This is a genomic window from Anaerolineales bacterium (assembly GCA_025808555.1).
GTDB lineage: Bacteria > Chloroflexota > Anaerolineae > Anaerolineales > UBA11579 > JAMCZK01.
In genome coordinates this window covers 283,656-303,319 of sequence record CP075526.1, presented here as the reverse complement: position 1 = coordinate 303,319, position 19,664 = coordinate 283,656, and the positions used below count along the sequence as shown (strand labels likewise).

General features: G+C 61.9%; 26 protein-coding genes and 1 tRNA gene. 12 read left to right on the top strand and 15 right to left on the bottom strand.

Going from position 1 to position 19,664, the window contains the following annotated elements:
• Positions 1-76 precede the first annotated feature (76 nt).
• The 4 genes from KIT08_01815 to KIT08_01800 are packed head-to-tail and all read left to right on the top strand — an operon-like array spanning position 77 to position 3,543.
• Positions 77-976, top strand: a complete 900-nt coding sequence (locus KIT08_01815; GenBank protein UYN89986.1) for a hypothetical protein — start codon at positions 77-79, stop codon at positions 974-976.
• Positions 973-1,749: a nucleotidyltransferase family protein gene (locus KIT08_01810; GenBank protein UYN89985.1), complete on the top strand. Its 777-nt coding sequence runs from the start codon at positions 973-975 to the stop codon at positions 1,747-1,749. The genes KIT08_01815 and KIT08_01810 overlap by 4 nt, the downstream gene beginning before the upstream one ends.
• Positions 1,749-2,288, top strand: coding sequence for a phosphatase PAP2 family protein (locus tag KIT08_01805; protein UYN89984.1), 540 nt, complete (start codon positions 1,749-1,751; stop codon positions 2,286-2,288). Before KIT08_01810 ends, KIT08_01805 begins: the two co-directional genes overlap by 1 nt.
• A gap of 25 nt (positions 2,289-2,313) precedes the next feature.
• Positions 2,314-3,543, top strand: coding sequence for a YibE/F family protein (locus KIT08_01800; protein ID UYN89983.1), 1,230 nt, complete (start codon positions 2,314-2,316; stop codon positions 3,541-3,543).
• Here the strand turns inward: KIT08_01800 and KIT08_01795 are convergent, their stop codons facing one another.
• From KIT08_01795 to KIT08_01770, 6 genes are all read right to left on the bottom strand, one after another.
• Positions 3,544-4,212: a hypothetical protein gene (locus tag KIT08_01795; protein UYN89982.1), complete on the bottom strand. Its 669-nt coding sequence runs from the start codon at positions 4,210-4,212 to the stop codon at positions 3,544-3,546.
• A gap of 68 nt (positions 4,213-4,280) precedes the next feature.
• On the bottom strand, positions 4,281-4,616 hold the full coding sequence (locus KIT08_01790) for a DUF4287 domain-containing protein (protein ID UYN89981.1): 336 nt from the start codon (positions 4,614-4,616) through the stop codon (positions 4,281-4,283).
• A gap of 9 nt (positions 4,617-4,625) precedes the next feature.
• Positions 4,626-5,123, bottom strand: coding sequence for an SRPBCC domain-containing protein (locus KIT08_01785; protein UYN89980.1), 498 nt, complete (start codon positions 5,121-5,123; stop codon positions 4,626-4,628).
• The gene (locus KIT08_01780; GenBank protein ID UYN89979.1) at positions 5,120-5,506 is read right to left on the bottom strand and encodes a winged helix-turn-helix transcriptional regulator; all 387 of its coding nucleotides are present in this window, start codon (positions 5,504-5,506) and stop codon (positions 5,120-5,122) included. Before KIT08_01780 ends, KIT08_01785 begins: the two co-directional genes overlap by 4 nt.
• Positions 5,507-5,618: 112 nt before the next feature.
• Positions 5,619-6,071 carry a VOC family protein gene (locus tag KIT08_01775; protein ID UYN89978.1) on the bottom strand — a complete coding sequence of 151 codons (453 nt, stop codon included), beginning with the start codon at positions 6,069-6,071 and terminating at the stop codon, positions 5,619-5,621.
• A 54-nt stretch (positions 6,072-6,125) separates the two neighbouring features.
• A tRNA-Ser gene (locus KIT08_01770) sits at positions 6,126-6,212 on the bottom strand.
• Between the two features lie 56 nt (positions 6,213-6,268).
• On the opposite strand from KIT08_01770, the gene folK reads away from it, so the two are divergent.
• From folK to murI, 6 genes are all read left to right on the top strand, one after another.
• Positions 6,269-6,787 (top strand): 2-amino-4-hydroxy-6-hydroxymethyldihydropteridine diphosphokinase, encoded by a 519-nt coding sequence (gene folK / locus KIT08_01765; protein UYN89977.1) that lies wholly within the window; start codon positions 6,269-6,271, stop codon positions 6,785-6,787.
• Complete coding sequence (folP, locus tag KIT08_01760) at positions 6,784-7,665, top strand: dihydropteroate synthase (GenBank protein UYN89976.1); 882 nt, start codon at positions 6,784-6,786, stop codon at positions 7,663-7,665. The genes folK and folP overlap by 4 nt, the downstream gene beginning before the upstream one ends.
• 75 nt (positions 7,666-7,740) lie before the next feature.
• Entirely contained in the window at positions 7,741-8,907 is a 1,167-nt protein-coding gene (gene moeB / locus KIT08_01755) for a molybdopterin-synthase adenylyltransferase MoeB (protein ID UYN89975.1), read from the top strand.
• Positions 8,908-8,962: 55 nt separating this feature from the next.
• Positions 8,963-9,826, top strand: coding sequence for a PIG-L family deacetylase (locus KIT08_01750; GenBank protein UYN89974.1), 864 nt, complete (start codon positions 8,963-8,965; stop codon positions 9,824-9,826).
• 52 nt (positions 9,827-9,878) lie between these two features.
• Positions 9,879-10,229 carry a 50S ribosomal protein L19 gene (gene rplS, locus KIT08_01745; protein UYN89973.1) on the top strand — a complete coding sequence of 117 codons (351 nt, stop codon included), beginning with the start codon at positions 9,879-9,881 and terminating at the stop codon, positions 10,227-10,229.
• A gap of 58 nt (positions 10,230-10,287) precedes the next feature.
• Positions 10,288-11,118 carry a glutamate racemase gene (gene murI / locus KIT08_01740; GenBank protein ID UYN89972.1) on the top strand — a complete coding sequence of 277 codons (831 nt, stop codon included), beginning with the start codon at positions 10,288-10,290 and terminating at the stop codon, positions 11,116-11,118.
• A gap of 12 nt (positions 11,119-11,130) precedes the next feature.
• Here the strand turns inward: murI and KIT08_01735 are convergent, their stop codons facing one another.
• The 8 genes from KIT08_01735 to KIT08_01700 all read right to left on the bottom strand — a co-directional run bounded on the left by KIT08_01735 (position 11,131) and on the right by KIT08_01700 (position 17,378).
• Entirely contained in the window at positions 11,131-11,505 is a 375-nt protein-coding gene (locus KIT08_01735; GenBank protein UYN89971.1) for a GxxExxY protein, read from the bottom strand.
• A 67-nt stretch (positions 11,506-11,572) separates the two neighbouring features.
• Entirely contained in the window at positions 11,573-12,193 is a 621-nt protein-coding gene (locus KIT08_01730) for a class IV adenylate cyclase (GenBank protein UYN89970.1), read from the bottom strand.
• Positions 12,194-12,196: 3 nt separating this feature from the next.
• A complete protein-coding gene (locus tag KIT08_01725; GenBank protein ID UYN89969.1) occupies positions 12,197-12,697 on the bottom strand; it encodes a biotin/lipoyl-binding protein in 501 nt (166 codons plus the stop codon).
• Positions 12,697-14,211, bottom strand: coding sequence for an acetyl-CoA carboxylase biotin carboxylase subunit (accC, locus tag KIT08_01720; protein ID UYN89968.1), 1,515 nt, complete (start codon positions 14,209-14,211; stop codon positions 12,697-12,699). The genes KIT08_01725 and accC overlap by 1 nt, the downstream gene beginning before the upstream one ends.
• 6 nt (positions 14,212-14,217) lie before the next feature.
• Positions 14,218-15,768, bottom strand: a complete 1,551-nt coding sequence (locus KIT08_01715; protein ID UYN89967.1) for an acyl-CoA carboxylase subunit beta — start codon at positions 15,766-15,768, stop codon at positions 14,218-14,220.
• Positions 15,769-15,771: 3 nt separating this feature from the next.
• Complete coding sequence (locus tag KIT08_01710; GenBank protein UYN89966.1) at positions 15,772-16,143, bottom strand: hypothetical protein; 372 nt, start codon at positions 16,141-16,143, stop codon at positions 15,772-15,774.
• A gap of 70 nt (positions 16,144-16,213) precedes the next feature.
• Positions 16,214-16,837 carry a polysaccharide deacetylase family protein gene (locus KIT08_01705; GenBank protein ID UYN89965.1) on the bottom strand — a complete coding sequence of 208 codons (624 nt, stop codon included), beginning with the start codon at positions 16,835-16,837 and terminating at the stop codon, positions 16,214-16,216.
• Position 16,838: 1 nt separating this feature from the next.
• Positions 16,839-17,378 carry a DinB family protein gene (locus KIT08_01700; GenBank protein UYN89964.1) on the bottom strand — a complete coding sequence of 180 codons (540 nt, stop codon included), beginning with the start codon at positions 17,376-17,378 and terminating at the stop codon, positions 16,839-16,841.
• A 131-nt stretch (positions 17,379-17,509) separates the two neighbouring features.
• Between KIT08_01700 and KIT08_01695 the strand changes: the two genes are divergently transcribed.
• The gene (locus KIT08_01695; GenBank protein ID UYN89963.1) at positions 17,510-17,929 is read left to right on the top strand and encodes a DUF3597 domain-containing protein; all 420 of its coding nucleotides are present in this window, start codon (positions 17,510-17,512) and stop codon (positions 17,927-17,929) included.
• Between the two features lie 113 nt (positions 17,930-18,042).
• On the opposite strand, the gene KIT08_01690 is transcribed toward KIT08_01695, so the two are convergent.
• Positions 18,043-19,077, bottom strand: a complete 1,035-nt coding sequence (locus KIT08_01690) for a zinc-binding dehydrogenase (protein UYN89962.1) — start codon at positions 19,075-19,077, stop codon at positions 18,043-18,045.
• A 194-nt stretch (positions 19,078-19,271) separates the two neighbouring features.
• Between KIT08_01690 and KIT08_01685 the strand changes: the two genes are divergently transcribed.
• Positions 19,272-19,655, top strand: a complete 384-nt coding sequence (locus KIT08_01685; protein ID UYN89961.1) for a hypothetical protein — start codon at positions 19,272-19,274, stop codon at positions 19,653-19,655.
• The last annotated feature ends 9 nt before the right edge of the window (positions 19,656-19,664 follow it).

Below are 19,664 nucleotides of genomic sequence, written 5' to 3'. Positions count from 1 at the left end.
GTTTGGCGGCCTAACGCTAGTAAAATCAGGCCCTGAGACGGGCTAACCCGCCGAATTTTCACCGAGGAGACGCCCCATGAAGCGTGCAGTAAGCATCAGCATTGGTTCTTCCAAGCGAGACAAGGCCGTAGAAGTGAAGCTGTTGGGCGAGACCGTGCGCATTGAGCGCATTGGCACCAACGGCGATATGGAAAAGGCCGCTGAACTGTTCAAGGAGTTGGATGGCAAGGTGGACGCCTTTGGCCTGGGCGGGGCGGACTTGGGCCTGCTGGTGGACAAGAAGTATTACCCCCTGCATTCGGTCAAGCCCATCGTTCGCCATGTGAAGCAGACCCCGCTGGTGGACGGCGAGGGCCTCAAGAACACGCTGGAGAAGCGTGCCGTCGGCTTTCTGCATGCCAAGACTGGTGACTACATCAAAGAGAAGAAAGCCTTCATCACCATCGGCACTGACCGCTGGGGCATGACCGACTCGTTCCTGAAGGCTGGTTATGACTGCGTATTCGGCGACTTCATGTTCGCGCTGGACGTGCCCATCGCCATCCGCTCAGAGAGCGGGCTCAAGACCATGGCCGCCCTGGTGACTCCGGTCGCCACCCGACTGCCGTTCAAGTGGCTGTATCCCACCGGCGAGAAGCAAGACCAGCGCACCCCCAAGTGGGAGCAGTATTTCAACTGGGCCAGCGTGATCGCCGGCGACTTTCATTACATCAAGCGCCATATCCCGAATAGCCTGCCGGGCAAGGTGATCGTCACCAACACCACCACGCCAGACGATGTGAAACTGCTCAAGGACATTGGCATCAAATACCTGGTCACCACCACGCCGGTATTCGACGGGCGCTCCTTCGGCACTAACATGCTCGAAGCCGCCCTGGTGGCCGCCGCCGGCAAGGGCCGCAAGCTGACCCATGCCGAGCTCAACCAGATGATCGACGAGCTCAAGCTTGAGCCGCAGATCCAGGAGCTGAATTGAAATTCGACGCGCTGCTCTCCGCTGGGGGTATCCCCGAACCCGGCGAATCCCTCTACGAATTCAGCCAGGGTCGCTCCAAGGCCCTGATCGAGATCGCGGGCAAGCCGATGGTGCAATGGATCCTGGATGCGCTCAGCCAAGCTGAGCACATCGGCAACGTGGTCATCGTTGGCCTCAGCGAGGCCGATGGGCTGACCTGCAAGAAGCCGCTGAGCTACGTGCCTAACCAGGGCGAGATGCTACCCAACATCCGCGCCGGCGCACGCAAGATCGCCGAGCTCAATCCGGACGCCAAGTACTGTGTGCTGGTACCTTCCGACACGCCGGCCATCACCGGCGAGATGGTGGATTGGGTGCTGGAGCAGGTGCGCATCCCCGACGATGAGATGCTCTACAACGTTGTGGAGAAAGACGTGATGGAAGCGCGCTTCCCCGATTCGCGGCGCACCTTCACGCGCCTCAAGGACGCCGAAGTGTGCGGCGGGGATGTGACCCCCGTGGCGCTCAGTGTGATCCTCTCCAGCGGCGGCACCTGGGAGAAGCTGACCGAAGTGCGCAAGAGTCCGCTCAAGCAGGCCGCCATGATCGGCTTTGATACCCTGTTCCTGGCGCTCATCCGCCAACTTACCATCGCCGACGCCGCTCGCCGCGCCGGGCGCAGCCTGGGCCTGCGCGCCCGCGCTCAAAAATGCCCGTATGCCGAGATCGGCATGGATGTGGACAAGGCCCATCATCTGGAAGTGATCCGCAAGTACCTGGAAGCGAAGAACTGATGAATCATTGGCTTGAACAAGACGCCCAGCTGTCTACGCGCCTGCACATAGCAGAGAAACCCGGCCCGCTGCGCCAGCTGGCGATCTTTTTTGGGCACTCCGGCGATTCGTGGTTCTGGGGCATTGGCCTGGCGCTGGTGATGTGGCTGGGCAGCCCGGCCTGGAAGCAGGTGGCCCAGGCGCTGTTCATCGGCATTGCGCTGACCGCCATTGTGGTGCTCATCATCAAGTTCAGCGTGCGCCGCTCGCGCCCGGCCGGCGAGTGGGGCCAGATCTACCGCAAGACCGATCCGCACTCGTTTCCCTCCGGCCACGCCGCCCGTGCCGCCATGTTGGCTGTGCTAGGCCTGGCCATGGGGCCGGCTTGGTTCGGCGCGCTGCTGGTTGTGTGGGCGCCGCTGGTTGGCCTGGCCCGCGTGGCCACTGGCTTGCACTTCGTCTCCGATGTGCTGGCCGGCTGGGCGCTGGGCATCCTGATGGGGTGGGTCACTCTGCAAGTGCTCGGCCTGGAGTTTGTGGCGGCGCGGCTGCCCTTCTAGCTGGCTATAGGGCAAAATAGCCCGCATGCTTAAGTCTCTGCTCAAGCGCATCCCAAGCTCGCTGTTCGTCATTCTTGTGCTGATCTTCCTGGGCGGCTACTGGCTGGGCCAGTGGCGCGCTGCGCCGCCCAGCGCCGAGAGCGCCAGCGGCTATACGACCAACAACGTTCGCGCCGAAGTGAGCGAGATCGTGCAGGCCGGCCAGGTTGACCTGGGCGGCCGAATGCAGAACTTCCAGATCCTGGCTGTGGAAGTGCTGGAGGGCCGCTATGCCGGGCGCACGTTTGAGATCGACTATGGCCGCCGCCAGATCGTGGCGGCCGGCTCCTACTTTGCGCCCGGCGATCAGCTGCTTATCACTGTCAGCGAGTTTCCCGAGATGCAGGCCCAGGCTTATTACACAGACTATGTGCGCAGCCGCCCGCTGGCGGCGCTGTTCGTGCTGTTCGTCATCACAACTCTGCTCATCAGCGGCAAAAAGGGCGCCCGCAGCCTGGTGTCGATGGCGTTCAGCCTCACCGTGATCCTGGCCTTCATCCTGCCCCGCATCCTCGGCGGTGAGGATCCGGTGTGGGTCAGCGTGCTGGGCTCTTTCGCCATTCTGGCGGGTTCGCTGTATCTTGTGTACGGGTGGACGATCAAGACCCATGCCGCCGTGATCGGCACGCTGATCGCGCTATTGCTCACGGGTCTGATGGCGGATGCCTTCATCCAGCTGACCCGCATGACCGGCTTCAGCAGCGAGGAAGCCATGTTCCTCAGCCAGCAGTCACAACTGGTGGTGGATTTCCGCGGCCTGGTGCTGGGCGGCATCATCATCGGCAGCCTGGGTGTGCTCGACGACCTGGTGATCACGCAGGCTTCGGTGATCTTCGAGCTCTATTTGCTTGACCCCAAGCAGACCTGGCGCGCCTTGTATCGCCGCGGCATGCGCATCGGGCAGGACCATGTGGCCGCCACGGTTAATACGCTGGTACTGGCTTACACCGGTGCAGCCCTGCCGCTGTTGTTGCTGGTCACCGGTGCGGGCACCGACTGGTTTGCGTTTATCAACCGTGAATTTGTCGCCGAAGAAATTTTGCGCACCCTGGTGGGTTCGCTGGGGCTGATGGCCGCCGTGCCGCTGACCACGCTGGTGGCCTGCTGGGCGGCCACCAGCATGTCAAGTTGGGGGCGCGTCCGCCCGCTGCTTGGCCCGGCTGTGCAAGCCGATTTTGACCATGAGCCTCATGGTCACGGCCACCACCATCACTAGCTAACTGTTCGCCCGCATAAATGCGGCGGTCGTCTCCACCAATTCCTTCATCACATCTGCATCCGTGCGGCCTGAGCGCTTGAGCACCTTGAAGCTGTGGTCGGCCGCGTCTACCCAGTGCAGGGTTGCATTCGGCAGCTGGCTGACGACCGGCTCCAGCAGGGCAGGCGTGGCTAGCTCATCGCGCGGGCCTTGCAGGAATAGCATCGGCACGCCGACCTGCGCCAGGTGCTCAGCCCGCTTGGTGGCCGGCGCGCCGGCTGGATGCAGCGGGAAGGCGAAGAAGACGAGGCCGTGCACACTTGGCAGCGGCGCCTCGCTGGCCGCCAATGAGGTCATCCGCCCGCCGAAGGAGCGTCCGCCGGCAAACAGCGGCAACTCGGGCGCAACCTCGGCCGCCGCGGCGCAGGCGGCTCGCACTGCTGCCCCGGTTACCACTGGCGAGTCCGGGCGGCCGCGCTTGTGCTCCTTGTACGGAAAGTTGTAGCGCAGCGTACCGATGCCGGCCGCGGCCAGCGCATCGGCCAGGCTTTGCATGCTGGCGTGGCGCATATCCGTGCCGGCGCCGTGCGCCAGGGCCAGCAGCGCCGTGGCGCCGACTGGCAGCTGCAGCAGGGCCGAGACCTGGCCATATTCCCCCAGATCGAGCTTGAGTTCGCGTGTAGGCATATGGCGAGTCTAAAGCAAAACGCCCAGCCGTTGGCTGGGCGTTTTGCTGTTGGTTTTCGCGCTCTGCCTTATTTCCTGCGCGTAGTTTTCTTTACTGTCTTCTTGGCGGCGGTTTTCTTCGCACCCTTTGGGCGCGCTCCGCTCAGTCGCAGCTTGTTGCTCGGGTCGCTGTGCGTGCCACCGCTGTTGACATGCTTGTCGCTGATGACCGCGCCGTTCTTGATGACGTGCACCAGCGCCATGGCGTGGCCGCGCCCCAGGTCAAAGTCTTCCTTGAGCCAGGCCACGATGTCGCCGGCTTTCGTGTCTGCGCCAAAGCCTTTGGCCTTAGCCAGCGCAATGAACTCGTTGGGCGTTTTGCCGGTCTTGGCTTCGATATTGTCCAGATAGGCTTGAAATGACATGGCCAGTTCCTACTTCGCCAGCAGCTCTTCCAGGCGGTCCCAGGTTTCGGTGATGCCTTGTTCCACGCCCATCTCCATGATGGTCTCGAGCTCCTCGGCCGAAGCATAGACGCCGCGGCTCAACACTTTGGTGCCGCCGTCCACCTCTACGAAGTCCATAGTGATCTCGCTTACCGGCATGCCCGGCACCTTGCCGCCCTCGGCGTTGGAGAAGGCGTCAATATACGTATAGCTGTCGGGTGCGCTGATGGCGGTGTAGTCGGCCAGCCCCCACGATTGAATGGCTTCACCATTCTCCGGGTTCTTGCCGGTCATGCAATAGTGCCAGCGGCCGCCCACGCGGAAGTCCATATCGCAATGGGTTAGGTCCCAGCCTTTGGGTCCCCACCAATTGGTGAGATGCTGGCACTCGGTAAAGGCAGCCCACACGCGCTCACGCGGGGCGGCGAAGGTGCGCTCCAGGTACAGCTCGGCGCCGTCCGCCTTGATGATCATTTTGTCGTTCATTTCTTTCTCCTTGATGGTTTGTGTTTTTTGGGTTTGGGCGCTCGCGGCTTGGTGTGCGCATCGGCTGCTTCCAGCGTCTTCAAATACGCGTCCAGCTTGTCGAAGCTTTCGTGCCAGTTGCGGCGGCAGCGCTCCAGCCACTCGGTGACCAGGGCCAGTTGCTCGGCCTCCAGGTGGGCCGGGCGCGCCTGGGCGGCGCGCCCGCGGCTGATCAGCCCGGCCTTTTCCAGCACCTTGAGGTGCTTGGAGATGGCCGGCTGGCTCATGGCGAAGGGCCGCGCCAGCTCGCTGACCGAGGCGTCGCCGCCGGCCAGGCGCTCCAGGATCGCCCGGCGGGTGGGGTCGGCCAGGGCGGCAAACTTAAGGCTGAGTGTGTCGTTCATATATAACCGTTTTATTATATAACTATATAGTTATATAACAGAATGGCGCAGCGCTGTCAAGCATTTAAAACGCAAACGGCGCCAAGGGGCGCCGCTATGCGCAGATACGTGCTTAGTTGTTACTGAGTTGCTCTGCCAGCCCTATAAGCAGGCCTTCCGGCCCGCGGATGTAGCACAACCGGTAGCTGTCTTCGTACTTAACCACCTCGCCAACCAGCTGGGCGCCGTGCTTGCTCAGCCGGGACAGCATTTCGTCAAGGTCGTCCACCGTGAACATGGCCCGCAAATAGCCCAGCGAATTCACCGGCGCTGTGCGGTGGTCTGACACTGTAGACGGGGTGAGGAAGCGCGACAACTCAAGCCGGCTGTGTCCGTCAGGCGTGACCAGCATGGCGATCTCCACCGATTGCGTGCCCAACCCAGTCACCCGGCCCGCCCATTCGCCTTCTATCATGGCGCGCCCTTCGAGGGCCAGGCCGATCTTTTCAAAGAAGGCGATCGCCGCATCCAGCGATTCGACCACGATGCCGATATTGTCCATCCTAAGCAGTTTGCTCTTCGTCATGGCTGGCTCCTGATATGAAAACGACGCCGATCCGGCGCCGCTGGGGGAATGGAGCGGAGAGGGAGGGATTCGAACCCTCGATACCTTGCGGTATACGCGCTTTCCAAGCGCGCGCACTAGGCCAGACTATGCGACCTCTCCAATGAGGCGCACATTATAACCGAGTAGAAACTGCCAATCTCGTATACTCTCCCATCATGCGCACCCTTATCTATCTCGGCCTGGGCAGCAACCGCGGCGACCGGCTGGCGAATTTGCACGCCGCCATCGCCGCTCTGGCGCCGGCTGTACGCGTGCGGCGCCAGAGCGCCGTGTACGAGACCGAGCCGTGGGGCTACGCCGAGCAGGCCAGTTTCCTCAACATGGCCCTGGAAGCCGAAACCGAACTGACGCCGGCTGATCTGCTGGCGCATATCAAGCAGGTCGAGCAGCAAGTGGGGCGGGTGGCCAGCTTCCGCTACGGCCCGCGCGAGATCGACATTGACATTCTGCTGTATGGCGACCAGCAGCTTGAACTGCAAAGCGTGCTCGGCTCCGCCGAGTACGCTCTGCAAATTCCCCACCCGCGCCTGGCGGAGCGCGCCTTTGTGCTGGCGCCGCTGGCCGAGCTGGCGCCCGAGCTGCCGGTGCCTGGCAGCGGGCGCACCGTAGGCCAGCTGCTGGCCGCACAAGACGCCAGCGGCGTGCAAGCGTTTGACACTGGAGCAGAGCAATGAAGATCGGCAATCACGAATTTACCTGGGGCAGCCGCACCTATGTGATGGGAATCCTAAATATCACGCCAGACAGCTTCTCCGGCGATGGCCTGCTAGAGAAGCATGCCGTTGAGGCGGCTCTGGCGCAAGCCCGCCGCTTTGTCGAGGCCGGAGTAGACCTGCTTGACGTGGGTGGTGAGAGCACGCGCCCCGGCAGCCAGCCGGTCTCCGCAGACGAAGAGCTGCAGCGCACCATTCCCGTGGTGCAGGCGCTGGCCGCCGAATTCGATACGCCGATCTCCATTGACACTTACAAAGCCAGCACCGCCGCCGCCGCGTTGGACGCCGGCGCCGTACTGGTGAACGACGTGTGGGGTCTGCGGGCTGACCCTGCCCTGGCGCCGCTTATCGCCGCCCGCGGCGTGCCGGTGGTGCTGATGCACAACCGCAGCCAGCCCGCCAACGCTGAAGTGCGCGAGCGCCTGGGCGGCCGCTACGTGGGCGTGGAATACACCGAGCTTATCGAAGACATCAAGCGTGAATTGCAGGAAAGCGTGGCCATCGCCCATGCTGCCGGCATCTCTGATGAGCGCATCATTCTTGACCCCGGGATCGGCTTCGGCAAGACCGTCGAGCAGAACCTGGAGTTGCTAGACCGCGGCGGTGAGTTGCGTAGCCTGGGTTACCCGCTGCTGGTCGGCCCCTCGCGCAAATCCTTCATCGGCTACACCCTTGATCTGCCGCCTGACCAGCGCATGGAGGGCACCGCCGCGGCCGCGGCCGTCAGCATCGTGCGCGGCGCAGACATTATTCGCGTCCACGATGTCGAGCCGCTCGTGCGCGTGGTGCGCATGACGGATGCAATCGTACGCCACAGTAACGGCGTACGCCGCAAGTGACGGCGCACGCCTTAAAATGACTGCGTACGCCCGCCAGGCGCACCGCTTCAAACCATTGCGGTATAAAGGGCACTCATGGTTGCTGAAAGCTCCCGCACACTAACTCGTGACGACCTAATGCGCTATTCGCGCCATCTGCTCATCCCCGAGGTGGGCTTGGCCGGCCAGCAGAAACTGCGCGATTCCGCCGTGTTGCTCATCGGCACCGGCGGCCTCGGCTCGCCGGCGGCCATGTACCTGGCCGCGGCGGGCGTGGGCCGCATTGGCCTGGTGGACTACGATGTGGTGGATGCATCCAACCTGCAGCGCCAGGTCATCCACGGTACGGCTCAACTGGGCACGCTCAAGGTCGAATCCGCCCGCCAGCGCATTATGGATATCAATCCCACCGTGCAGGTGGATGTGCACAATGTGCTGTTCACCTCAGCCAATGCGCTGGAGATCGCGCGCGGCTATGACCTCGTCATTGACGGCACGGATAACTTTCCCACCCGCTATCTGGTGAACGATGTCAGCGTCAAGCTAGGCATCCCCAATGTGTACGGCTCCATCTTCCGCTTCGATGGCCAGGTCAGCGTCTTCGACGCCGAGCACGGCCCGTGCTACCGCTGCCTGTTCCCCGAGCCGCCACCGCCCGGCCTGGTGCCTTCCTGCGCCGAGGGCGGCGTGCTGGGCGTGCTGCCCGGCATCATTGGCAGCATGCAAGCCAGCGAAGGCATCAAAGCCCTGTTGGGCATAGGCGAAACGTTGGTGGGGCGCCTGCTGCTCTTCAATGCGCTGGATATGCGGATAGAATTCGTCAAGCTGCGCAAGGACCCCAACTGTGTCGTATGCAGCCAGCCAAAAGACAAGATCGAGCTAATAGACTACGAAGCCTTCTGTGGTCTGCCCGCTCACGACCACGATGAGGCAAGCATGGATAAAAAATACGAGGTCACTCCCAAGGAGCTGGCCGAGCAGCTCAAAGCTGGCTCACAGGTCAAAGTGATCGACGTGCGCGAGCCGCACGAACTGGCCATCTCTCGCATCGAGGGCAGCATTGACATCCCCCTGGGCGAGGTTGCCGCCCGCTTATCCCAACTCGATACGGCCAACGAATATGTGGTGATATGCCGCGTCGGCGGCCGCTCGGCCCGCGCCGTGGAGTTGATGCTGGCCGCGGGCTTCGGCAAGGTCAAGAACCTCGTCGGCGGCATCAACGCCTGGGCTGAGCAGGTGGATCCGGACCTGCCAACGTACTAAATTCCTTATCCACACCAACTCGGGTTCAGCAGGACTATAATTCTGCCCATTCGCCATGGAAACACAAGCTAACCCCCATAAAACCGTCCTGGTCGTGATGGCCCATCCGGACGATGAGTCCTTCGGCATGGGCGGCGCGATCGCTTACTGGGATACCCAGGGTGTGGATGTGCACCTCGCCTGCGCCACGCGCGGCGAAGCCGGCACCGTGGACGCAGAGTACCTGACCAAGTACGAGACTATCGCCGAATTGCGCGAGGCCGAACTGCTGTGCGCTGCGGATGCGCTTGGCCTCAAAAGCGTCAACTTCCTCGAGTATCGTGACAGCGGTATGGTCGGCTCTGAAGACAACAGCCGCCCCGAGGCCCTGGTGCAAGCCCCGCTGGAGCAGGTGGCTGAGCGCATCGTCGTCCTTATCCGCCGCCTGCGCCCGCAAGCCGTCATTACCTTTGACGAGACCGGCGGCTACTACCACCCTGACCATATCCACATTCACAAGGCCACCGTGGCGGCCTTCCATGCCGCCGGCGATGCCAGCCAGTATCCAAAAGCAGGCCAGCCGTACCAGCCCGCCATGCTCTATGTCAACGCCCGCAACCGCGCCCGCCTGCGCCGAGCCGTGTTCCTGATGCGCCTGCTGGGCAAAGACCCATCCAAAGTGGGCCGCAACAAGGATATTGACCTCACCGTGCTGGCGCGTGACAAAGACACCCCGCCGCACATCACCATCAACTATCGCAGCGTGCAAGCCCGCAAGGATAAGGCGGATGCCTGCCACGCCAGCCAGGGTGGGGGGCGTTTCATTGGCTCTAACCTGCTTGAGATTGTCGCCCGCTGGCTGGGCAACAAAGACCGCTTCACCCGCATCTACCCGTCCACGCCAGACGATTATCGCTCAACCGACCTGTTTGCCAACTAAGTGGCGTGTGGTACAATCTGCCGCTGTGTTTGAAACCCATTAAGGAATGTACATGTCTGACTTGCTGAAGGCCGTAGAGGCCAAGAAAAACGAAAATATCCCCGACCTGCGCCCCGGTGACCTGGTGAGTGTTCACGTCAAGATCAAAGAAGGTGACCGTGAGCGCATTCAGGAGTTCAAGGGCACCGTGCTCAAGGCTGGCGGCTCCCGCAACAACCGCAACTTCACCGTGCGCCGCATGGCCAGCAACGGCATCGGGGTCGAGCGCACCTTCCTCACCGCCTCTCCGCTGATCGAGAAGGTGGTGGTCGAGCGCCACTCCAAGGTGCGCCGCGCCAACCTGCGCTACCTGCGCGATGTGAGCGGCAAGAAGGCCCGCCTCAAGCAGAAGTTTGACAAGTAAGAATCCGCATCTGGTATAACCAAGAGCGCAGCAACCCGCTGCGCTCTTTTTATTGCCTATGACCTCTTCGCAACCCATTGGCGCATTCGATTCCGGTGTGGGCGGCCTCAGCGTGCTGCGCGCCCTGCGCGCTCAGCTGCCGGCCGAAGACATCATCTACTTCGCTGACCAGGCGCATGTGCCCTATGGGCCGCGTGGCCTGGACGAGGTGCGCGCCTTCTCGGAAGGCATCGCTCGCTATCTGATCGCTCAGGGCTCCAAGCTGATTGTGATCCCTTGTAACACCGCCTCCGCCGCCGCGTTGGTATCAATTCGTGAGCTGTTTCCCAATATTCCCATCGTGGGCATGGAGCCAGCCGTCAAGCCGGCCGCCGAGCATACCGAAAGCGGGGTCGTGGGCGTGCTTGCCACTGCCACCACTTTTGAGGGCGAGCTGTACGCGTCGGTCGTGGAGCGCTTCGCACAGGAGGTTACTGTGCTGCAAAACCCCTGCCGCGGACTGGTGACCGAGATCGAAGCCGGCCGCGCCAATGGGCCTGAGGCTCGCCGCATCCTGGAAGCCGCGCTGCTGCCAATGCTGGCGCAGGGCATGGATACGGTGGTGCTGGGCTGCACGCACTACCCCTTCGCCTTCGATACGATACGAGACATCGTTGGTCCCGCCGTGCGCCTGGTGGACCCGGCGCCTGCGGTCGCCCGCCGCGTAGAGAGCCTGCTGGCGGAGCGCGGCCTGGCCGCGGCGCGCGAGCGCGGGTCTACACGCTACTTGACCAGCGGCGACCCAGGCGCTTTGCAGGACCGCCTTCGCGAATTTTTGGGTGAAGCTGCTGAGGTTGAGGGAGTTGCTTGGCGCGATGGGGAGATAATTACCGCAGATGAACGCGGATGAACACAGATAAACCTAAAATCCCTTTACAACCCTCTGAACTTCCACGCGGGACTTAGCAAAGTTGAACAGCAGGCCAAGCGTTAAGTTTGCGGCGGTCAGGTAGTTGAGGCACTGTGCCATGTGGGCTTTGTCAAAACTACGGGCAACTTTGATTTCAACCAGAACCTGGTCTTCAACGATCAGGTCAGCAAAATAATCACCCACAACAACTCCTTTATAGGTGATCTTAAACGGAACTTGCTGTGCCGTTTGTAAACCCTTATTGCGTAGTTCCACGGCGAGGGCGTTCTCATAGACCTTCTCTAAGAAGCCAGCGCCAAGTGTATTGCTGACTTCATAAGCACAGCCTATGACTGTCTTGGTAAGTTCATCTGCACTTTGCAACACCCACCTCTATTGAAACCAACTATCAGCGTTTATCCGCGTTCATCTGCGGTCTAATCGCTGTTGAAATCTACCCATCTGCGAAGCGAATACCCGCTCGCTGCAATGAAACCTCAATCCCGCTAAAGTTATCAAACGACAGGTCAGTAAAGCGAAGCCCGTACAGGTCCTTCAGGCGACGGAAGATGCTGATGTACGTCTCCGGCAGGCGGAGCTCCCAATCCAGGCCCAGCTGCACCGCCGCATTCTGGATACGCTCCGGTTCCGTGCCCTCGATCTCGATGAAGTTGCCGTAGGGCATCTCATCCAGTGTGATCTTCAGCCCATCCATGCCGTAGGTCGTGCGGTACTTCTCGTACATGAACTTGGAGCGAAAGCCCAGCGCCTCGATCAACTTCTGCGCCTGCGTGAAGTTGGATACCTCAAACTCAAGCTCCTGGCGCGCCAGCACCCCGCCCAGCGTGGTGCTGGGCCCCTTGAAGGTCATGTGGCTGCTGCTGTCGCGGCGCAGGCGCAGCATGCACTGCGCCTGGCCCAGCGCCCCATTGGGGCTGTCGAAGCGCAGGTTGTGCTCATGCATCCGCGGTTGCAGCAGCGTGGCGCCGGCATCCACCAGGCGGCGTTCCAGCTCTGCCAGGCTGCTTATATGAAATTTAACTTCGAGTTCTTTGTCACCAACCAGTGTAACCATGACTTATTCAACACTTACCATGCTCTGGCGTTGCTCTACGCTGTCGCCAGCCTTCACTTGAATTCGCGTAACCTTACCGTCACGCGGTGATTTCAGTTCGTTCTGCATCTTCATCGACTCTAGGATAACCAATACCTGGCCCTTTTTAACCTCATTGCCTTCTTCTACGGCGACTTTAACGATCAGGCCAGGCATGGGCGCCTTGAGCACAAATTCGCCGCCCTCGCCGCTGCCACCGCCGCCGGCGGCGCGCAGGCGCTTCTCGCGCTCGTCTTCCACCTTGGCGGTGTGCAGCACGCCGCGCAGCAGCACCTGCAGGTCATCCTCGTCGCCGGTGTACACGTGCGCCTGGTATGACTTGCCGTCCACCAGCAGCGAATAAATCGGCTGCCCGCTCACGGATTTGAAGTCGACCTCATACACCTTGCCGTTGATGCTAACCTGGCGGTCACTGAGGATCTCAACTTCGTACGGAGTATCGTCGATCGTGGTTATGTATTTCATCAGCGGTGCATCCGTTCCCAGCGTGAGACCCACTTCCAGTTGCTCGTATCACGCTTGCCGCGCGAAATGATGTGAGCGGAACGCTGTGTCTGGTCATTGGCCACCAAGGTCGCCACGATGGCAGCGATCTCCGGGTGGGTTTCCATGCTTTCCTCGGCCTTCTCCAGCGAGAAGCGCTCTTCCACAAAGCGGGTGTCAAAGTTGCCGGCAATGAAACGCGCCTGCTCCAGAATGCGCTGGTGGAAGGGGATGTTGGTCTTGACGCCCACCACGTGATATTCCTCAAGGGCGCGGCGCATGCGCAAGATGGCTTGCGCACGTGACTCGCCCTTGACCACCAGCTTGGAGATCAATGAGTCATAGTAGGGCGAGATGTTGAACCCAGCATACACGCCGGTGTCCACCCGCACGCCCGGCCCGGTGGGCACGGTGAGGTGCGAAATGAAGCCGGTGGACGGGAGGAAGTTGTTATGCGGGTCCTCGGCGTTCACGCGGCATTCGATGGCCCAGCCCTGCATACGCACTTGCTCCTGCGTCAGGCTCAGCGGCCTGCCGCGGGCGATGCGCAGCTGCTCTGTCACAATGTCCAGCCCGGTCACTTCTTCAGTGATGGGGTGTTCCACCTGCAGGCGGGTATTCATCTCCAGGAAGTAGAAGTTCTTGTCCTTATCCACCAGGAATTCGATGGTGCCGGCGTTGACGTAGCCCACCGCCTTGGCCGCCTTCACCGCCACCGCGCCCATCTTCTGGCGGAAGTCTTCGTCTTCATCAATAAAGGGGGAGGGCGCCTCCTCCAGCAGTTTCTGGTGGCGGCGCTGCAGTGAGCACTCACGCTCGCCCAGGTGAATGGTGTTGCCGTCTTCGTCGGCGATCACCTGGAATTCGATATGGCGGGCTCCCTCGATCAGCTTCTCAAGGTACACGTTGCCGTCACCGAAGGCGGCCTGTGCCTCGCGGCGGGCGCTCTCCAGCAGTTCGGGCATTTCTTCCAGGTTGCGCACTTCGCGCATGCCCTTGCCGCCGCCGCCCGCCGTAGCCTTGATCAGCAGCGGGAAGCCGATCTCCTGCGCGGCCTTCAGCAGCTCTTCGTCGGTCAGGCTACCTTCGCCCTCAGTACCGGGCACCACCGGCACGCCGGCGGCGGCCACGGTGGCGCGGGCGATGGCCTTGTCGCCCATCGCCATGATCGCCGAGGGCTTGGGGCCGATGAAGCGGATGCCCGCGTCCACACAGGCTTGCGAGAAGTCCGAACGCTCGGCCAGGAAGCCATAGCCGGGGTGAATGCCGCCCGCGCCCGACTTCTTGGCCACGTCCAGAATATGGTCCATACGCAGATAAGACTCGCGCGAGGGCGCCGGGCCGATGTAGTAGGCCTCGTCGGCCAGGCGCACATGCAGCGCCTGACGGTCAGCCTCCGAGTACACGGCTACGGTTTGGATGCCCAGTTCACGACAGGCGCGGATGATGCGCACTGCGATTTCCCCACGGTTGGCGATGAGTACTTTATTGAACATGGCGGCCTACAGAGGGATGTTCCCATGCTTGCGGGCCGGGTTGCTGTCGCGCTTGTTGGTCAGCATTTCCAGCGCGTTGATCAGGCGCGGGCGGGTGTCGCTCGGCTGAATGACATCATCAATGAAGCCGCGACTGGCCGCAACGTACGGGTTGGCAAATTCCTGGCGATACTCGGCCACCAGCTCGGCCTTGCGCGCCACCGGGTCCTTGGCTTCGGCGATCTCCTTGCGGAAGATGATGTTGACCGCGCCGTCCGGCCCCATCACGGCGATCTCCGCCGTGGGCCAGGCCAGGTTCACGTCACCACGGATGTGCTTGCTGCTCATCACGTCGTAGGCGCCGCCGTAAGCCTTGCGCGTCACCACCGTCAGCTTGGGCACAGTCGCTTCGCAGTAGGCGTACAGCAGCTTGGCGCCGGCGCGGATGATGCCGTTGTGCTCCTGCGCCGTGCCGGGCATGAAGCCGGGCACATCCACCAGCGTCAGGATGGGGATGTTGAAGGCATCGCAGAAGCGCACAAAGCGGGCCGCCTTGTCGGATGCGTCAATGTCCAGCACGCCGGCCAGCACCATCGGCTGGTTGGCCACGATGCCGACCACATGCCCGCCCAGGCGGCTGAAGCCCACCACCACATTCTGCGCGAACTGGTCGTGAATTTCATAGAAGGCGCCTTCGTCCATCACCATGCGTATGACCTCTTTGATGTCATACGGCTTGGAAGGGTCGTCAGGGATGAGGCTGTCCAGCGCCTCATCGCGGCGCAACGGATTGTCCTTGCTGGGCTTGAAGGGCGGGTCTTCCAGGTTGTTCTGCGGCAGGTAAGACAGCAGCTTGCGGATGAGGAACAGCGTATCCGCCTCCGAGTCCCCCACCACATGGCACACGCCGGATGCACTCGCATGCACGCTGGCGCCGCCCAGATCTTCGAAGCTGACTTCCTCATGCGTCACGCTCTTGACCACTTCCGGCCCGGTGACGAACATATATGAAGAGTTGCGCACCATGAATATGAAGTCGGTCAAGGCAGGGGAGTACACCGCGCCGCCAGCGCACGGCCCCATGATGGCGCTGATCTGCGGGATCACGCCCGAGGCCATGGTGTTGCGCAGGAAGATGTCGGCATAGCCGCCCAGCGAGATCACGCCTTCCTGAATGCGCGCCCCGCCCGAGTCGTTGAGGCCGATCACGGGTGCGCCATTCTTGATCGCCATCTCCATGATCTTGACCACTTTCTCGGCGTGCACTTCACCCAGGCTGCCGCCGAAAACAGTGAAGTCCTGCGAGAATACGTACACCAGCCGGCCGTCCACCGTGCCCCAGCCGGTCACCACGCTGTCGCTCAGGATCTGCTGCTTGTCCAGGCCGAAGGCGTGCGTGCGGTGCTTGACGAAGGCGTCCACCTCGCGGAAGGAGCCCTTGTCGAGGAATAAGTCCAGGCGCTCGCGCGCCGTCAGGCGGCCTTGCTTGTGTTGCGCTTCAACACGGGTGGGGCCGCCGCCTTGCTGGCTTTGCAGGCGCAGCTCTTGCAGCGCTTCGATCTTTGAGGGTTTTGTCATCCTTCACTCCTGATGGCGTTGTTCATCGTAGTAGGCCTTTGCATCCGGCGAGGCCAAGATGGCGAAAAGGGACGCTAGCATCAGCAATCCCAGCCCGGCCGCGAACATCCAAGTGCTGTTGTGCGGGCCGCGCGTTTGTAGCAGCAACCGGTCGATCCAGAAAAATGCGGTGTAGGCCAGCCCGGCCCAGCGCGCCGCACGCGGCGCCCAGGCCCGGCGCAACGCCAGGCCGTATAGCAGCCCGCCGCCTGCCGCGGCCCACACCAGGCCGCTGCCCAGCAGGTAGACTGGCGACGCCTGCAGCGGCAGGCGGCTCAGCACATCCCAACTGCTGATGGCGGCCCACACCCGCAGAATCTGCAGGACTGTGAACATTAACACTAACCCTATCAGCACGGTTACGCCCCATGGGCGATTCGGTTGGGAAAGGGCGCCCATTCTATTGTCAGCTGTCCGTTTTCAGGCTATGAAAGACGTACCCTTGCTCGGCCAGGGCCGGCAGCAGCTGCTCTACCGCCGCCACGGTCTGGCTGCGGTCGCCGCCGCCATCGTGCAACAGCACAATGGCGCCGGGCTTCACCCCCGCCAGCACCTGGCTCGCAATGGCTTCGGTGCCCGGCTCGCTCCAGTCCTCCGGGTCTACATCCCACATCACCATGGCGTAGCCCAGGGCGTTCACCCATGGCTCAGTGTTCTCGTCGTGGCTGCCATAGGGCGGGCGCATCAGCTTCATCTTGCCATCCGGCAGCAGTTCCTGCGCGGCTTCGGCCACGGCGGCCGCGGTCTGCTGCATCTCGATCAGGAACTCGGCTTCAGGCATGCCGCCCAGGCGCGGGTGGGTGAAGCTGTGGTTGCCTACCGTATGGCCAGCCTGCAGCATTGCTTGCACGGTCTGCGGCAGTTCCTGCACGCGGCGGCCCACTATAAAGAAGGTGGCCTGCGCTCCGTGGCGGGCCAGCGCGGCCAGCACGCCCGGCGTGTCGGCTGCGGGGCCATCATCGAACGTGAGGTACACGATTGGCTTTCCCGCAGGCGTATGGGTGGGGCGGCCCACAACACTGAGCGCCATGCTATTTGACCTTCTTCAGGCTGGCGACATAACGCTCCAGGTCAGGCTGGTGCTCGGCGTAATGCTCAAAGGTGTCGGTGACCAGCAGCCAATATGGTGCGCGGCGTTTGCCGCGTGTGACGTTGAGGGTCGTCTCGGTCAGCGAGCGGCATAGCGCGCCAAAGCGCGGCAGGTTGCTGCGCCAGGCCGCCAGCACATCCTCCAGCGCCAGGTCTTTGTTCATGGCGAACACCTGGGCATTGATGGCGTCAAAATCCTTCAGCTTCACGGTCTCTTCGCCCGCCAGCATCAGGGTGGTGCGTTCCAGCGCATAGTTCTCCCACCAGGTTAGATGGGCGATCTGGTCTTTGACCGACCAGTCCTTTTGCGCGCCAGGGCGGCGCGTCATCTGTTTCTCGTTCAGTCCGGCGTACACCGCGTCATACGCGGCGCGGCCTTTCTGAATACGCTGCCACAGCTGTTTTGGGGTCATGCGGTTGGGAGTATCCATGTTCACCTTCACATAGGCGGTTGAATGGCCGTAAGCGGCTGCGCCAACCACTGGCGCATAACAATTTTAACGGAGTTGTAGTTATTACATAGAGTTAACAAACACAATGGCCTAGTGTGCTAAACTAAACTCAAGGATGCCTGTGTTCAGGCGGACCAAGTATTAGTAAGGAGAAAGAAAACATGGGTATTTTTGACAAGATTCTTAAGGGTCTGGGTATCAAGAAAGACGATGACGCCAAGGATGCTGGCGCCACCGCCGCCCCCAAGGCGGGCGTGAGCGCCGCTCCGCGTGGCAAGCTCTCCACCGGCCTGGGCGCCAACAAGCCCGCCGCCATGGACGCCGTTGACGTGGCCGCCAAGATGGACGCGTTGGCCAAGGCCAACCCGCAGGAGCTCAACTGGAAGGTTTCCATTGTGGACCTGCTCAAGCTACTCGACATTGACAGCAGCTTCGAGAACCGCAAGGAACTCGCCATTGAGCTGGGCGTGCCCACCGAGTACCTCGAAGACTCGGCCAAGATGAACACCTGGCTGCACAAGACCGTGCTCAAGAAGATCGCTGAGAACGGCGGCAACGTGCCTGCCAGCCTGCTGGACTAAAACAGCAAGCCAACAAAAAAGCCCCGCCATACGGCGGGGCTTTTTTTTTAAGCCTGTCATTGCGAGGCGCAGGCTTGCCTGTGCACGAAGCAATCTGGATTTTTGACGCACAGTCACTGCGCACTGACTTCCAGCACGATCTTGCCCATCTGCCCACCCGCCTCCATGCGCTCGTGCGCCGCGGCCGCCTCCGCCAGCGGGTAGCTGCGGTCCACCACGGGCTTCAGTTCGCCGGCAAATACCAGTGCCATCACATCCGCAAAATCTTTGAAGGTGCCCATCGTCGAGCCCAGGATGCTCAAGTGCTTGCTGAAGATAAAGCGATTATCAATTTCAAACTTCGGCGCGCCCGTGTTGCCCACCGTCAGCAGGCGGCCGCCTTTGCGCAGCGTGCGCAGGCTTTGCATGAACGTGGTGCCCACATTGTCCACCACCGCGTCCACGCCGCGCTTCTCGGTCAGCAGGTAAGCGGCCTTGCTCCAGTCCTCCTGACTGCGGTCGATCACCTCGTCCGCCCCCAGGCTGCGCGCCAGCGCCAGCTTGTCCACATCCGAGCCCACCACGATCACGCGCAGCCCCAGGTGCTTGCCGATCTGGATGCTGGCCGTGTTCACCCCGCCGGATGCGCCCACGATCAGCAGCGTCTCGCCGCGTTGCAGCTGCCCGCGGCGTACCAACGAGTGCCAGGCGGTCACGTACACCAGCGCCGCCGCGGCCGCATCCGCAGCCGGGAAGCCATCCGGCACCGCCAGCAGATTGCTGGCCGGCACACATACATATTCGGCATAAGTGCCCGGCAGGCTCTCACCCAGCAGTTCCCAATGGCGGCACAAATTCTCCTGGCCGCTGCGTGTGAAGCTGTCTTCTTCCATACAGATACTGGCGTTGATCACCACACGTTGGCCGGGTTGCCAGCCGGTAACGCCTTCGCCCAGGGCGTCCACTACGCCGGCGCCATCCGCCCCCAGGATGTGCGGCAGGGCCAGCTTGATGCCCGGCCAGCCAGCCCGCACGAACAGGTCAGCATGGTTAAGCGCCGCCGCGTGCACTCGCACCCGCACCCAGCCGGGCGCGGGCTGCGGGGTGGGGCGCTCGCCGTATTGCAGCACTTCCGGCCCGCCATGTTGCTCAAAGTAGACTGCTTTCATGCCGTGATTATATGCGCTGGGTCTTTGTTGGGGATTGCTTCGTGCGCAGGCAAGCCTGCGCCTCGCAGGGTAAGGGCGTTGGTAACTTGCAGCTTACGCCATATGCTTCCAGCTGAACGCTGAAAGCTAACCGCTGATAGCTACTAGCCAACGCTCCCGAGTAGTAAAATACGCGCAATCAAAGGAGCAACCGAATGGATTTTGTGACTCGCTTGCATGAAGGATTAGGTTCAACCTCGCTGTACTATTTTCTCATCCTGTCTGTTTGGGGTTATGTGCGCTTCTTCCGCAAGCAAGGCATCGATTCTTCGTACTGGGGCATGCTCGTCATTGCCGAAGTGCTCATCGTCGCTCAATGCCTGTTCGGCGCCTATCTCTGGCTGGAAGGCTCTCGTCCGATGCGCAGCATCCATGTCCTCTACGGGGTCATCCTGCCGCTCATGATCCCCGCCGCCTACCTCTACACCAAGGGGCGCAGCTCCCGCGCCGAGATCCTTATCTACGCAACCGCCACCATCATCACGGTTGGGCTCATCGTACGGGCCATATATACCGCTCAGGTAGCGCTGCCTGGCTAGGGCTGCTAC